This is a genomic window from Coprococcus sp. AF16-22, from assembly GCF_003461545.1.
GTDB classification, from domain to species: Bacteria; Bacillota; Clostridia; order Lachnospirales; family Lachnospiraceae; genus Coprococcus; species Coprococcus aceti.
Map to the genome: position 1 here is coordinate 1 of NZ_QTXH01000004.1, position 15,440 is coordinate 15,440.

General features: G+C 42.6%; 15 protein-coding genes. 12 read left to right on the top strand and 3 right to left on the bottom strand.

The window, feature by feature from the left end; all coding sequences use genetic code 11:
- Positions 1-180 precede the first annotated feature (180 nt).
- The 9 genes from DWW60_RS06045 (at position 181) to DWW60_RS06085 (ending at position 8,315) form a co-directional block, all read left to right on the top strand.
- Positions 181-573: a hypothetical protein gene (locus DWW60_RS06045; RefSeq protein WP_055272543.1), complete on the top strand. Its 393-nt coding sequence runs from the start codon at positions 181-183 to the stop codon at positions 571-573.
- Positions 574-799: 226 nt separating this feature from the next.
- Positions 800-1,864 (top strand): tRNA preQ1(34) S-adenosylmethionine ribosyltransferase-isomerase QueA, encoded by a 1,065-nt coding sequence (queA, locus tag DWW60_RS06050; RefSeq protein ID WP_055223842.1) that lies wholly within the window; start codon positions 800-802, stop codon positions 1,862-1,864.
- A 100-nt stretch (positions 1,865-1,964) separates the two neighbouring features.
- A complete protein-coding gene (locus tag DWW60_RS06055) occupies positions 1,965-2,510 on the top strand; it encodes an alpha/beta hydrolase (protein WP_055223760.1) in 546 nt (181 codons plus the stop codon).
- Positions 2,450-2,914 carry a DUF2752 domain-containing protein gene (locus DWW60_RS06060; RefSeq protein ID WP_082431310.1) on the top strand — a complete coding sequence of 155 codons (465 nt, stop codon included), beginning with the start codon at positions 2,450-2,452 and terminating at the stop codon, positions 2,912-2,914. The genes DWW60_RS06055 and DWW60_RS06060 overlap by 61 nt, the downstream gene beginning before the upstream one ends.
- 75 nt (positions 2,915-2,989) lie before the next feature.
- Positions 2,990-3,466: an LURP-one-related/scramblase family protein gene (locus tag DWW60_RS06065; protein ID WP_055223764.1), complete on the top strand. Its 477-nt coding sequence runs from the start codon at positions 2,990-2,992 to the stop codon at positions 3,464-3,466.
- Positions 3,467-3,933: 467 nt separating this feature from the next.
- Positions 3,934-4,659 (top strand): LytR/AlgR family response regulator transcription factor, encoded by a 726-nt coding sequence (locus tag DWW60_RS06070; RefSeq protein WP_117874645.1) that lies wholly within the window; start codon positions 3,934-3,936, stop codon positions 4,657-4,659.
- Positions 4,660-5,084: 425 nt separating this feature from the next.
- Entirely contained in the window at positions 5,085-5,954 is an 870-nt protein-coding gene (locus tag DWW60_RS06075; RefSeq protein WP_158564575.1) for a GHKL domain-containing protein, read from the top strand.
- Between the two features lie 40 nt (positions 5,955-5,994).
- A complete protein-coding gene (locus tag DWW60_RS06080; RefSeq protein ID WP_117874647.1) occupies positions 5,995-7,416 on the top strand; it encodes a hypothetical protein in 1,422 nt (473 codons plus the stop codon).
- A gap of 2 nt (positions 7,417-7,418) precedes the next feature.
- Positions 7,419-8,315 (top strand): hypothetical protein, encoded by an 897-nt coding sequence (locus tag DWW60_RS06085; RefSeq protein ID WP_117874649.1) that lies wholly within the window; start codon positions 7,419-7,421, stop codon positions 8,313-8,315.
- 176 nt (positions 8,316-8,491) lie between these two features.
- Here DWW60_RS06085 and aroA read toward each other — a convergent pair whose 3' ends face one another.
- A complete protein-coding gene (gene aroA / locus DWW60_RS06090; protein WP_117874651.1) occupies positions 8,492-9,769 on the bottom strand; it encodes a 3-phosphoshikimate 1-carboxyvinyltransferase in 1,278 nt (425 codons plus the stop codon).
- Between the two features lie 64 nt (positions 9,770-9,833).
- Positions 9,834-10,928 (bottom strand): prephenate dehydrogenase, encoded by a 1,095-nt coding sequence (locus DWW60_RS06095; protein ID WP_243002929.1) that lies wholly within the window; start codon positions 10,926-10,928, stop codon positions 9,834-9,836.
- A gap of 274 nt (positions 10,929-11,202) precedes the next feature.
- On the opposite strand from DWW60_RS06095, the gene DWW60_RS06100 reads away from it, so the two are divergent.
- The gene (locus tag DWW60_RS06100) at positions 11,203-12,474 is read left to right on the top strand and encodes a M18 family aminopeptidase (protein ID WP_055143940.1); all 1,272 of its coding nucleotides are present in this window, start codon (positions 11,203-11,205) and stop codon (positions 12,472-12,474) included.
- 106 nt (positions 12,475-12,580) lie between these two features.
- Entirely contained in the window at positions 12,581-13,693 is a 1,113-nt protein-coding gene (locus DWW60_RS06105) for an N-acetylmuramoyl-L-alanine amidase (RefSeq protein ID WP_055143942.1), read from the top strand.
- 51 nt (positions 13,694-13,744) lie between these two features.
- On the opposite strand, the gene DWW60_RS06110 is transcribed toward DWW60_RS06105, so the two are convergent.
- Positions 13,745-14,470, bottom strand: coding sequence for a pseudouridine synthase (locus DWW60_RS06110; protein WP_015533207.1), 726 nt, complete (start codon positions 14,468-14,470; stop codon positions 13,745-13,747).
- A 280-nt stretch (positions 14,471-14,750) separates the two neighbouring features.
- Here DWW60_RS06110 and DWW60_RS06115 point away from each other — a divergent pair, with 280 nt between their 5' ends.
- Positions 14,751-15,365 (top strand): SH3 domain-containing protein, encoded by a 615-nt coding sequence (locus DWW60_RS06115; protein WP_015533206.1) that lies wholly within the window; start codon positions 14,751-14,753, stop codon positions 15,363-15,365.
- Positions 15,366-15,440 lie beyond the last annotated feature (75 nt).

Below are 15,440 nucleotides of genomic sequence, written 5' to 3' on the forward strand. Positions count from 1 at the left end.
GAGCAGGAAGTAGAAATCTACTACCGCTTCATCGGCAAAATTGACTGACCTTTCTTTTTTACCCAATAATATCTTTAATTAAGGGAAACGGGAAAGACCATGCCAGATATTGCCAGCGTGATCAAAATGAGTGATCTCTATCATATCAGTCTGGATGAACTGTTGAAAGGAGATCAGGATATGATGAAAAAGATAGAGAAGGACACAAATATCGTAAGGTCCAACAGTAGGCTTATCGCTGTGGGCATAGTGGCTATCATAGTGGCTGTCGTTGTCATATTTGCAAGTATCATGACGGGAAATGCGGTGTTGGATTTTCTTGCGGCGGCGCTTCCGTGGGTATTCATGGGGATTGCCCTTGCGTGTTTTCTTGCAACGAGAAAGCCTGATGAGAACACGCCGAAGCTCAGGGTGGCAGGATTTATACCTATCATGATAGGTGTGATGTTTATGATAGGTGGAATATATCTGATGAACGCATGTATGTGGAGAGGGATTGGAATTGGAGCGTTGGTTGTAGGCATTGTATTGAATGGAGTGGGGCTGGTAATTTTATTTTACAGAAAAAAATAGAGATGGAAAGCGTTGTTTGCTGTCCTTGAAATATTTGTGATAGTAGTATAATATGTAACTGTTTGGCAACGGATATATTGTATCTGATGCCAGACAGTTATTTTTGTGCGGACAAGGTATCAGAGAATATGATCACACAAGAAGCAAAGCGGCTGTATAAATTTGAAAACACGTTTTGTGTTTCTCAGAACATGATAGATTAGAAGATGCGAGGAATTACGATATGATGAAATTAACAGACTTTTACTATGATCTGCCACAGGAACTTATAGCACAGGACCCACTCCTCAAGAGAAGTGAGTCACGTCTCATGGTCCTGGACAGAAAAGATAATACGATAGAGCACAAGCACTTTTATGATGTGATAGACTACCTGAATCCGGGAGACTGTCTGGTCATCAACGATACAAGGGTTCTTCCGGCGAGACTTATGGGCGTCAAGGAGGATACGGGAGCATCCATAGAGGTTCTTCTTCTGAAGAGAAAGGACGACTGTACATGGGAGACTCTGGTAAAACCGGGCAAAAAGTGTAAGGTGGGTGCTCGTATAGTATTTGGTTCAGAGTCAAATGAACCTGACCCTGAGACAGGACTTATAAAGGGCAAACTTGTTGGTGAGGTCGTCGATATAGTTGAGGAGGGCAACAGACTCATCAGATTTGAGTTCGATGGAATATTCGAGGAGATCCTTGACGAGCTGGGACAGATGCCACTCCCTCCATATATCACACATAAGCTTGAGGACAAGAACAGATATCAGACAGTTTATGCAGAGCATGACGGTTCTGCGGCAGCACCGACTGCAGGACTTCACTTTACAACAGAGCTGCTTGACCAGATCAAAGCGAAGGGAATCAAGATAGCGCATGTGACACTTCACGTCGGACTTGGAACGTTCAGACCAGTGAAGGAAGAGAACATACTAGATCATCACATGCATTCTGAGTTCTGTATCATAGAGCAGGATGCAGCTGATATGATCAACGAGACAAAGGCTGCAGGCGGAAGAGTTGTGTCCGTAGGAACGACAAGTACCAGAACTCTTGAGTCCATGTCGGACGACGATGGAACAGTTCATGCAGGCAGCAAATGGACGGATATTTTCATTTATCCGGGATACAAGTTCAAGGTTATTGACGCACTCATCACGAATTTCCATCTGCCTGAGTCAACGCTTCTTATGCTTGTTTCTGCGCTGTACGACAGAGAGCATATACTTGAGGCGTACAAGGTGGCGGTTGAGGAGAAGTACAGATTCTTCTCATTTGGCGATGCTATGCTGATAAAATAGCAGAAGAATCAGGACGATTAGAATAAAGGCATGATGTAATAGGGGTGCTGATAATTTATGTACTCTGGATGGGACTTATATCCGGAGAGGAGACAGATATATGGGAAAGAAGATATGCGTGGTATTCCCGGGAATCGGATATCACACTGATAAACCGTTACTTTACTACAGTAAAAAATATATGATGGCACATGGATATGATATTGTTGATGTGACATATGGCAAGCTTTCGGGACATCTCCCGGAGGAGATACAGAAGGTATTTGATGATGGCTGGAATAAAGCGGTAGATTGTCTGAAGAATGTGGATTTCTCGGATGCTGAGGATATAGTATTTCTATCAAAGAGTATAGGTACGGCTATATCTGCAAGATATGTGGCGGAGAAAGGACTTAAAGTAAGAAATATATATTTCACACCACTTGAGATTACCATGCAATATGCCAATTCAAATGGCATAGCTTTTCACGGAACGGCGGATCCACTAGTGAATACGGGTGAGATAACCAAACTTTGCGAGGAAAGACATATACCACTCTACAGATATGAGGGTGGCAATCACTCAATAGAGACAAAGGATATTCTATGGAACATAAAAACGCAGAAAGATATAGCGGAAAAATATATAGATTATTTGAACTTCTAGGACATACAGAGGGGCAGTTATATATTGCGGGGATAGCAGTGCTCATAACACTGCTTATCGGCACGGCGGTATATATACTGCTCCTTCGTGTACTTCCGGATACAAGCTGGCTTGAGGGGTGTCAGATACGCCGGTTTACAGGGGTGATATGTCCCGCATGCGGTACGACAAGGGCTGTACTTGCCATGCTCCACGGACATATTCTGACGGCTATGTATTACCATGTGGCGACTGTGTATCTGGCGTGCATCTGCATCATATATTTGGTGGGCAATACGATCAGGCTTGCCACGAATGGCAGGACACCGCTTGTGAGATTCCGGTTGTGGTATGTGTATGTGTGGCTTGGGATATTTGTGGTGTCTTACGTGGTGAAGCTGGTGGTGCCGGGATATGTCATATAATGAGCGCAAGTTGAGTAGGCGTGTGCGTGTCATCGCGCTTATGCACGATGACATATGATATAAGGAGTGGATTTTATGAGACTTATGATAAAACAACGGGTATTTGCCTGGACAGATACCTACGATATATATGATGAATGGGGAAACAAAAAGTATTTTGTGAAGTCGGAGGCGTTTCGGCTGACGCATCAGGTTCACGTATATGACATTGCGGGAAATGAGATAGGTCTTATCAGTCAGAGATTATTCGCGTTCCTGCCTACATTTGACATCAGTGTGGGTGGCAGACCGTGTGGAAGTATCAGGAAGGAATTTACATTCTTCAAGCCATCGTACAGTATTGAGTATGGAGGATGGCAGTGTGATGGAGATTTCCTTTCGTGGAATTATAGTGTCACAGCTGGAAGCAGGCTGGTGGCAAATATAGCAAAGCAGCTTCTCAGCTGGGGAGATACATACACACTTGATATCTCAGATCCGGGTGATGAGATCATGGCACTTATGCTTGTGATTGCCATTGATGCGGCCAATTGTTCGCAGAATAATAATTAATTTTTAAACAGGTATTAAGAACTCCTTCATCAGAATCCATTGATAAGAAGAAAAAGATGCTTGAGGCAAGAAAGCGGATTGAAAATAAATGAGTTATTTGACAACAGAAGAATTTGAAAGTACATTGGATAATGTGACGATATTTCCAGTTACCTCAGTAGAATTAGGAGATATTTCACAGTATTCTTTTGATTGTGGAGATGCAGAAGAGTATGTCACATTTTGATTAATAAGATTGTTTAGAAAGCGTTTAGAAAGTATCCTCTTGATGTTTAGTCGGATGTATGATAGCAGTGCTCTGGATCATCCTTGGAATCTGTAATTGAATATGTTTGCAAAAAGGCTTTTCGGTTTATTCGTAACCGGAAAGCCTTTTTTTGTCCAAAATCGGCACTATAATGTCGTTTCGTGCATTCAGCATTGAAGAGGTAATATAACAAAGTGTATAATAATAATGGGGTGAGCATATGGACCAAAGAAGTAAGCTTAATATAGCGGTATGCGATGATGATATATTTGTAACTGAACAGCTGAGTGAATGGATAAAGGAATATTTTGTTTCCAATCATTTGGAAGAACCTAATATATATGAGTTTGACAATGGCGAGAATCTGATAAAAAGCGAAGTGAAATATGATTTTGTATTCTTGGATATAGTAATTCCGGGAATGAATGGGATAAATATAGGCAGACGGCTATTGGCGCAGAATGAGGAGTGTCTGATATATATAATAACGGCATACGACAGCTATCTTGATGCTGCTATGAGCTTGAGGGTGTTCAGGTATATTTCAAAGCCGCTTGACAAATCTCGTATATACCGAAATATACAGGATGGACTTAAGATATACACAACATCAAATACTAAGATATTGATTGAGACAAAGAATGAAAATATAATCCTCAGAGCTCCGGAGATTATTTACCTGGAGGCACAGGGACATACGCTATTTGTGAACACCAGTGAGGGAAAATACATCTCTGTGAGAAAGATGGATTACTGGGAGAAGACATTGAATACAAGGGGGTTTTTTAGAACACACAGAAGTTTTATTGTGAATATGGAACATGTAGTAAGGTTTGATCATTCATTGGTGTATCTGGATACTGGGGTAACAGCCTATCTAACGAAACGCAATTATCAAAATTTTAAGCATGCATTTATGATGTATTTGGAGGGGGCAAGGACATGACAATGGCTATGATTTATGGAATCGTTTTTCTGATAGAAGCGTTGATAGCATTTCAATACTTCGAGTGGATGTTTGTAAAACCAAGATATACGGTGATAAAGAGATTTGTTTTGGTGTTGGCGTGTTATGTTGTTTTATTTGGTTTGTTTGAACTAAATATATTGATATTTAATTTTATTTCATTTCCAGTATTCAACTGGATAATAATAAAATTCGTATATGGACAAAAAACTTTAAGCTCAGTTTTTCACAGTGTGGCAATGTCAGTAATTATGACATTGTCAGAGATGGTGGTTGTGGCGGTATTTTCTGGAATTAGTCAAAAATCCTGGGATCCATCTGGTGGTGTTTTGACTGTATTATTTCTAGCAATATTAAGCAAGTTTGTGTATTTCCTTGTGATGTTTGCAATCAGCCGATACGGGATGAGACACAGGGTTGATGTACATATGGGAGCACAGGGCTGGGTAATTCTTGTCATACCAGTGTGTGTGATAGTTGTTGTGTGTCTGCTCAATTACATGTGTTACTTTTCTGACATCAGCAAAATGCAGGAATCCATAATGTTGTATTGTTCAATAATCTGTCTGGTGATAATTATTATTTCATTTGTGATCTACGGATATTTGCAGAGAGTCTACAAGGAGAATCTGGATAAAACATTGCAGATCCAGAGAGAAAAATATGACATTGAGTATTATAAAAAAATTATCAGTCAGGACGAAGAGCAGAAAATAATGATACATGACATAAAAAAGCATATCAGCGGGATACATGATCTGCTCGAACATCATGATTACGATAAGGCAGTCGAATATATTGAAAGGATATATGAATCCAACGAGTTGAAAGAGACTATAAGGTTTTCGGATGATCATATGGTAAATGTTATTCTTAATAGATATGCCAGCAGGTTCATTGATGCGGGGATTCATTATGATTTTGATGTGAGAAGGGCACGTATGGATTACATGCAGGTAGATGACTTAACTGTCCTTCTGTGTAATATGCTGGACAATGCCAGTGAGGCAATGAGTGAAATAGGCAGTGCCAGTGTGGAACTTAGAATGAATTCACAGGGGAACGATGGTGGAACGATCATAGCAATGACAAATGATTGTACGCACAGATATGATTCACGAAAGTCCGGTAAGCCGGATCAAAAATTCCATGGATTTGGAATAAAGAGTATGAAAAGGGTAGCGGAAAAGTATGGTGGAAGTGTTGATACATATTATTCAGAGGATGATCAAAGATTCCATACGGTCATATATCTGTCAAATGTTACCCGGTAAAGATGTTAGGTATTTCTGTAAAATAAAACGGAGGTGTACGATGGACAAGAAAAAAATAATATGTGCAGCACTTATTTCTGTTATGGCATTAAGTCTTGCTGCGTGTGGAAATAAAAAAGTTGATTATGGAATGAATGGGGGAAGTGATGATACAGGTAATGCAGGAGGTCTTGAGGGACAGCTGGATATACCCGATAACTGCGATGTTACTTTTGACATAGGAGAATCAAAACTCTCATCGATAACATTGAAGGATGATGATATAGAGGTTCCAGATGCTGATAGAGTATATAAAGTCGGGTTTGACATGGTAAATGCACCATGTTCAGATGATGAACTTAAAACTATAATATCCAGACTTTTTGACGAGACATCAGAAATAAGGTGGCAGGATGGCGATGCTGCTGAGTCAAAGGAAATCCTGGATAACACGATAGCTTCATATAAGGCGGACATAGAAAAGGCTTTGGCGAGTGATGATCCTGGTTATGCAGAGCTTTTAGAGGAAGGTATGAAAAGATGGGTAGACGAGAGAAATAGCATTGATGATGAGTTACCAATAGCTACAGAATATAAGATTAATGAGCATTATGTTGCGGAATCCGGTGGGGTACAGAGAATATTTATGGCGGCATCGGATAATGAAGATGGAGGTGGATATAACAATTACTATTTTACATATGGTATGACACCTGAGGGTGAGGATAAGGCTCTTGTATCAGAGGTTCCAGGAACTGAAAGTACGTATGAGATCAATGTTGTCGGTGAAGACATATATGATGGGGATGAGAAGAACCCAATCACAGAAGATGAAGGACTCAGTTCTGCAATGAAGTTACTAGACAATCTGGGGATAAGCGGATTTGCCTGCACAGGGACAGAAGAGGCGGTGAGAGCCTGGACAGGCGGTACTTATGGTGAAGATGTCATAAAAAAGCCTGATGGATACAGATTCCAGTTCGGACGGAAGATAGATGGGATAGATGTGGTATACTCAACAGATATCGACACCGTGGATAGTATTGATACCGATAACCTTACCTATAAAGGTGGAGTTGACAAGGCGGTAATAAGTGTTGATAAGTTTGGGGTTGTCTCATCTACAGTGTATGTATATGCCGACGAGGATACGTTTGATAAAGAGGAGGTCAAGCTTTTAAGCTGGGATGAGATGATTAAAGCTGCGGGCGAGAGTATAGCCAAATATTATAAGGATCACCCGACAAATTATGGAACGGTGGAATTTAATGATGTGGAACTTGCCTATGTACCATGTGCTGATGAGTCGGGAAATAAGTATTTTGTTCCGACATGGATATTTTCTCAGAATGAATATAATGAGGATTACCGATGTGACATGCCGATACAGAGGGTATATATAAATGCGATAGATGGAAACTACATAGATATAGTGGATAACATGAAGAAGATAGGAATGTATGAGGAGACAGGCAGGAAATAGTCATGAATAAGATACCAAAGTATGTTGTTATCATAGCCTGCATATTGGTAATGGTGGTGTTGCTACCATTAGGTTATGTTAGATATAAGACGCGTTACGAAGCTGAGCAGATAAGTGTGTCAACGTCTCCAGATGGTGATTATAAGCTTGTGATCTATTCTGTTGGTGACCCGGATTTTCCATTTGGAGCTGCCCATGGAAGACTGGTGCTGAATGGCAAGGAGAAGACGGTTGCATATAGGTCATTTGAAGTGGCAAATGATGGTGCAAGATTTGATGAAAGCGATCTAAAGACGACATGGTATATTGATCGTGTGGAGGTGGTAGTGTCTGGCTCTGAACAGCGTGACGAGCTTGTGACCATGCGTTTTAATGGGCAGACCAGCAGTAGACGTCTCACGACCAGATATAGAAGAGAAGATACGGATATAGAAAAAGACAGCGAACAAGACTCTGCGATAACGGAAAAAGCTTCGGGTGACAGCAGGGAGAATGCAGAGAGCTCCACTGATTCCTCTGTTGATCCTGATGTAAATGATCAGCCAGAAAATAAGGAAATTACAGTCGGGTATCAGGCGATCTTTGAGAAATATTCAGATGCCACAGCTGGAAAATTCGAAGTATATTACGGCGCCTCGGAGTCATCATCAAGATGTATATTGTCGGAAAGTGATAATTCCGTGGAATACATTGTATATGATGGCAAGTCAGAGAATGGGAAGTGTGGATTGTATGTAAGGTATCGTACTGAAAAAGGCGGTGGTGGAACATATGATTATGGTAGCGCCGAAATAAAAGATATCTATGCATATGTATTTTCCAGTGGAGAAGTGATAAGCAGTGGAAAGACAAACTGGGAAGATACTGGAACGGATGAGTTTAAGAGGGCAACGGAGTAAGCTGTTGTGAATAGTCCATGAACTGTGGTAAAATGAATATTGGACAGAGCAGGATATCATTAAATTATTAGGATAAAAAGTAACACAAATAAAGGCGACACAGCTGTCTGGTAGGATGCAAAGCATCACAGACTGTAGTGTCGCCTTTATTTGTGCTAAAAATAATCTATATATCTTTAACGTTCCAGCCCACCCAGATCATCATAGAATCCCGGATATGAGATGTTCACGCACTCGGCTCCGGTGATCTCTGTATCGCCATCAGCGTTAAGTCCTGCGATGGCAAAGCTCATGGCGATTCTGTGGTCCAAGTGACTGTCAATCACTGCACCGTGAAGAGGCTTTCCGCCGCGTATGATCATTCCGTCATCGGTTGCAGTTATGTCTGCGCCCATGGATGAGAGAGCGTTTACCATGACATCTATTCTGTTTGATTCCTTGACCTTGAGCTCCTGGGCATCCCTGATGATGGTCTCACCGTCTGCAAAGCATGCGAGAACTGCTATGGCAGGGATCTCATCTATGAGCTTTGGTATGATGGAACCCTCAATGACACAGCCCTTGAGACTTGATGTCCTGACTGTTATGTCAGCGGTTGGCTCACCGCATCCGCTCACTACATTGGAGTATTCCATATCGCCGCCCATTGCTTTGATGACTTCCAGTATTCCATCTCTGGTCGGGTTGATGCCAACATTTTTGATGGTGATGCATGAGTTCGGAGTGATAAGTCCTGCAACAAGGAAGTAAGCAGCTGATGATATATCTCCAGGTACAAGTATCTTCTGTCCAACAAGATTATCCACAGGCTTTACGGTAGCCGTAGTTCCCTCTGCTTTTATATTGCCGCCAAATGACTCAAGCATGAGTTCAGTGTGGTTTCTTGACACATATGGCTCGGTGACACTTGTCTCGCCGTCTGCATAGAGTCCGGCAAGGAGTACACATGACTTTACCTGTGCTGACGCGACAGGTGAGTTGTAGTGTATTCCATGGAGTTCCTTTCCGTTTATAAGGAGCGGTGCACAGTCATTTCCGAGTTCGGATGTGATGTCGGCACCCATTATGGAGAGAGGCGTCATGATTCTCTTCATAGGGCGCTTACATATAGAAGCATCACCTATAAGCCTGCTTGCAAATGGCTGAGCGGCAAGTATACCTGATATAAGTCTGGTGGTTGTTCCGCTGTTGCCGACATCAAGTGTGCCTTCAGGCTTTGACAGTCCATGCAGTCCTTTGCCGTGTACAGTAACGACACTGCCGTCGTAATCAATATCTATACCCATCTGCCTGAAACAGTTCATGGATGATATACAGTCTGCTCCATTTAAAAATCCGTGTACCTCGGTTATTCCATCTGCGATTGAGCCGAACATGATGGAACGGTGGGAGATGGATTTGTCCCCCGGTATTGTTATCTCTCCGTTAAGTGATTTTACTCTGTTGATCTTCATAAATTCTCAGTATTCCTTTAATCTAGTGTAATATGTCTGGTTAAAATATTTTATTCTCCGGCTCTTAACGGTTATAAATTCTATAGCCTGCGGCCTTCAGCACATCCTGTGCATTCCGTCTTGCATCAGCATCGTAGAATGAGAGTCTGAGAACCCCTTCCTCATCCTCCCGGTTGTGGGAGACTCCGATGTTCTTGAGGCTTATCTTTGCCTCTGCGATAAAAGCTGTCACCTTTGCCAGCGCACCAGCCTCATCAGGTATATCTACGAACAGTTCATGATGCATTCTTATGACACCGCTGCTGTTGTTAGGAATGGAATCCCTGTAATCTCTGGCGGATGCAAAAAAAGCATTTATCCCAGCCGCATCGCGCTGCTTAATATGATAAATCATTTTGTCTATAAGCTCAACATATTCCTGAAGCCCGTGTACGATATTGTCAGGATTTGCCAGAAGAATGTGCTCCCATACCACTGGATTGGAGGATGCGATCCTGGTTATATCTTTGAAGCCTCCGGCTGCCAGTGATTTGAAAATATTGTCCGGGCTGTCTGCCGCTGCGACAAGGTTGACCAGTGAGGCGGCTATGACGTGGGGCACATGACTTATGTAAGAGGTTATACGGTCGTGCTCAACAGGTGAGTATGTGATCGGTATCGCTCCAAGATCTCCGATAAATGTGGAGAACTCCTCAGTCTTGCCCGGCAGAACTCCGTCTGCAGGTGTGATGAAGTAATAGGCATTCTCTATGAGCCTGTCGGTGGCCGCCTCGTAGCCAGATCTCTCAGAGCCGACCATAGGGTGTCCGCCGACAAAATACCTGGCAAGCCCAAGCTCCTGGACTGCTTCGTATATGTCGAGCTTTACGCTTCCGACATCAGTCAGTATGGTGCTGTCTGTAAGAAATGGCTTGAGCTGGCGCAGGTATTCTATATTATAGTGGACCGGTGCGCACAGAAAGATATAGTTGCATTCTGCTATGGTATGGATATCATCTGTATATTCAGTCAGTGTCCCATCGGAGACAGCTTCCTTGAGTGTAGATAGATTATTGTCAAAGCCGACTATTCTGTAATCAGGGAAAATGCGGTGGATGGATTTGGCAATAGATCCTCCGATAAGTCCCAGACCGATAAATCCTATTGATAAATCATTCATTTTACGTTCTCCTTTAACAGTTTGACGCATAAAAGCGTTAAAGTATCTATTGGCGATTATACAGCCTTTTGAAGGACAGGGCAAGAGAAGATTCACATTGCGATAAAAAAACTTGAATATCAGATGTGGATATTAAGCTAAAATAAGAAGTAAGGGAATTGTATAAGCTGAAGATTTGTACTAAAATCTTTGTGGAGAACGCAGACGATGCACATAAGAAAGTATACTGATGTGTGCGTTTGTCGACCGACCATTATAAGGAGGATAATTTATTATGATAGATACACTTTGCAGACTACTTGACGCCGGTGTCACACAGTTTCATGTAGTGAAGGAATGTGAAGCCATGCTGCAGGATCACGGTTACATGGAGCTAGATATGGGAGAACGCTGGGAGCTCACGGCCGGAGGAAGATATTATGTGAAGCCATACTCATCTATGATGGTGGCGTTTGCCGCAGGGGAGATGCCTGAGTATGGCAGGCTGAATATCGGCCTTGCACATACAGATTTTCCTATGCTCAAGATCAAGACTCAGCCGGATATGAACAGAAGCGGCTACCAGACACTGAATGTAGAGCCGTACGGCGGACTTATCAAGGAGACATGGTTTGACAGACCGCTTGGAATCGCGGGCAAGGTCATGGCGCAGACCACGGATCCGTTCAGGCCGAAGACGTATCTGTATGATTCAGAGCGAGCCATGTGCATAGTGCCAAGCCTTGCACCGCATCTGAGAAAGGATGCACCCGGGGAGAAAATGAATGTGCAGAAGGAGCTCATACCTGTATATGGTCTGGATGGTCAGAAGGTGAAGGACAAAGATATATTACAGTATGTGGCAGATGACCTTGGGCTTTTGAAGGACGATATTCTTGATTATGATCTATACCTGTATAACATGGATGGAATGGAGATAGTTGGGGCAGATAAGGATATGATAGCTTCTCCGAGACTTGACAATGTAACTTCCGTGTCAGCGCTTGTTGACACCATGTGCAGAGAGACAAATGGCAATAATACAAATGTTATAGCATTGTTTGACAATGAGGAGATAGGCAGCAGATCAAAGCAGGGAGCAGATTCGGTGCTTCTGTCGGAGATAATAAAGCGTATCATGGAAGGCTTGGATATTGAGGCTGGAGCAGGAAGACGCCTTATGAGAGATGCATTCATGCTGTCACTTGATGTGGCGCACGCAACCCATCCGAATTATTCAGAGAAGAGTGATCCGACAAATCAGATTGTCATGGGGCGCGGAGTGGCACTCAAATCAAGTGCAAGTCAGAGATACGTGTCAGACAGTGAGGCATCTGCGGTCATCATGGCTCTTTCAAGAAATCAGGAGATAAAGATACAGCGTCAGGTGAACAGGTCGGGTATGGCAGGAGGACAGACTTTAGGTCCTATAGCTTCATCTTATCTGCCAGTCAGAGCTGTAGACATGGGAATACCGATACTGGCTATGCATTCAGCGGTGGAGCTTGGAAGTGCGGAGGATTATGCACAACTTGAGAAGATTTGCGGTGCAGTATTTGAAATGTAGTATGGTGAAATCAGGTATTTGAGCAATTTACTTGTGCAGTTATTACGATTGTGTTACAATAAGATGATGTATTTTTAACTTCAATAATCACTTACGGAGGATACTCATGAAGAAGAAACATTTAAAATATGCAGTGCTCTGCTTTGGACTTGCTTCCATGCTGGCATTTGCCGGATGCGGAAGCAAAGGTGACGATGCTACCACAGCCAATCCGACGGAGACAGAGGCGACCACAGAAGCAGTGACGGTGGCGACTACGGAAGCAACCACTGAGGCACAGCCGGAGAAGGACAAGGATGGCTTTACAATGTGTAATGACAAAGTAAAGACTCTTGACTATGTGAATGTCAGAACGAGCCCATCAACTGATGGAGAGATATATCAGGAAGTTGCAAATGATGTTGAGCTGGACAGAATCGGTTATAACGATGAGTGGAGCAAGGTATCTATAGATGGTGGGGAATACTATATATTCTCAGAGCTCCTTGAGGTCGTAGGCGGAGGAGATAAGTCTGATGCATCGACTAAGGCGACAACAGAGAATTCATCGGATGCATCCACAGAACAGGGAACTACATCCAATGTTGGTGAGGGCAAGATGATAGTTATAGATGCCGGACATCAGCAGAATGCAAATGAAGAGACCGAGCCGATAGGCCCTGCTGCTACAGAGACAAAAGTAAAGGCAACCGTTGGCAACACAGGTGTATCAACAGGAATAAAGGAATATGAGCTGAATCTTCAGATCGCACAGAAGCTTGAGGCAGAGCTCACATCCAGAGGCTATACAGTTAAGATGATCAGAACATCGAATGATGTTGATATAAGTAATGCGACGAGAGCAGAATATGCGAACAACCTTAAGGCAGATGCAGTTATAAAGATCCATACAAATGGATCGACAGACGGTAATGCGACAGGTGTGATGACAGTATGTCAGACATCATCTAATCCATATAATTCAGCTATCTATGATCAGTGCAAGAGTCTTGCCACGGATGTTTTATCAGGACTTCTGGCTTCCACAGGAGCTAAGAGCGATGGAATATGGGAGACGGATACCATGAGCGGAATAAACTGGAGTACAGTTCCGGTAACCATAGTGGAAGTTGGCTATATGACTACAGCATCTGAGGAGGCACTTCTTGTAACAGACGATTATCAGAACAAGATCGCCAAGGGAATAGCAGATGGCCTTGATAAATATATTACAGAATAGAAGTCAGTAACATAAATAAAAATAGAGAACAGGATTTCCTGTTCTCTATTTTTATTGTGGCATATCGAACCGGAGAAGACTGACCTCTTCTTCCGAGAGACTTCTGTAGGCACCTGTTGGAAGCGATTCGTCTATCTTCAGCTCACCCATTGCAATTCTTCGCAGAAAAGTAACTTTCATGCCGACGGCCTCAAACATTCGCTTGACCTGGTGAAAACGTCCCTCTGTTATTATGAGTTCGATCTCCGATCTGGCAGCGGTGCTGTCGGAAGATAATATGCGCAGATCTGCGGGCAGTGTAGGTTTTTCATCTCCGATATCCACACCTGTGGCGAAAAGGTTTATGGTATCATCTGTTACATATCCGTCAATCTCTGCGTAATATGTCTTGGGAATGTGGTGTGCAGGAGACAGAAGATGGTGGGTCAGTGCTCCGTCATTTGTCAGAAGTAGAAGTCCTTCTGTGTCTATATCCAGCCGTCCCACGGGTGACAGGTCTTTTGTATTTTCTCCTTTTAGCAGATCGATAACGGTCTGATGCACGTTATCTTTGGTGGCGCTTACACACCCCGCAGGTTTGTTCAGGAGAAAATATCTGTATCTAGAATAATTCAGAATCCTGCCATTATATTTTATAGTATCGTTGTTCTCATCTATCTTTACATCTGAGGATTTAACCGGGGCACCATTGACGGTGACAGTGCCTTTTTTCACATACTGCTTTACCTGACTGCGGCTGCCGATCCCCATTTCAACTAGAAATTTATCAAGTCTCATAATGTACTCCTTTTGTTGACTGTATGATGTCATATGATACCACGAAAATGCGCTTTTTTCAGCAGAAAAGTTAAATGTTACAAAACACAACATGTCGTTACAAACAGTTGTGTAAAACCACTAGAAATTGGTATTTTTTTGTCAGAATCAGTTGACACATGCACATGTGTAGTGTATTATATTTAACAGAAATGTAACAAATGCGGTAACTTTGTAAAATTTAGATTACGAAATACTACATAGAAAATAGCTTGGATTAAGGGTAAAAGAGGAAAAATTAATGACTAGATCACGCAGTAAGTTTGGAAGATTTGTAGATCACATGAGAAGGAATGTTCTCAGTTATAAATATTTAAGACATAACATTTTGATGACAGCACTTGTGGTTGTAATGGCTCTTTGTGTATTTGCTGTCATAAGTTTTGGAGAGAAGGCTGACCCGCTTGCGGATGAATTATATGCGAATGATAGTGTGACTATCAACAAGAGTCAGGCAGTGATGATGGCAGACAGCAGTGTGCAGCTTGCCATCGACGCAGTGGTGCCTGCAGGAAGTTCAGTATCGGCCAACGATACGGCCAGAGTTGCCAGCAATGCATCAGGTAGTATACAGTCTGTGACTTCAGCGTCTACCGAGGCAGTGACAACAGAGGAAGCGACAACAGAAGAGACCCCTTCAGAGGTGCTTCCGGGCGTAACAGCATCAGTGATATATGATGGTGTGTATGTCCATACAGAGCAGTCATCAGAATCAGATATCATAGCTACAGTGAACAGTGGAGAGATGTTCGACGTTGTATCACAGGATGAGAGCTGGATAGGAGTTCAGTTATACGATGGCTCGATCGGATATATTTCAACAGAATATGTAAGTGTGGATGCCTCACTTCAGTAGTAGTGTATATGAGTACCTTTCACCCAGGTACGACCCAGTAAGACAGAAAAAGCAAGCCGCATGTCATTTCAGGAT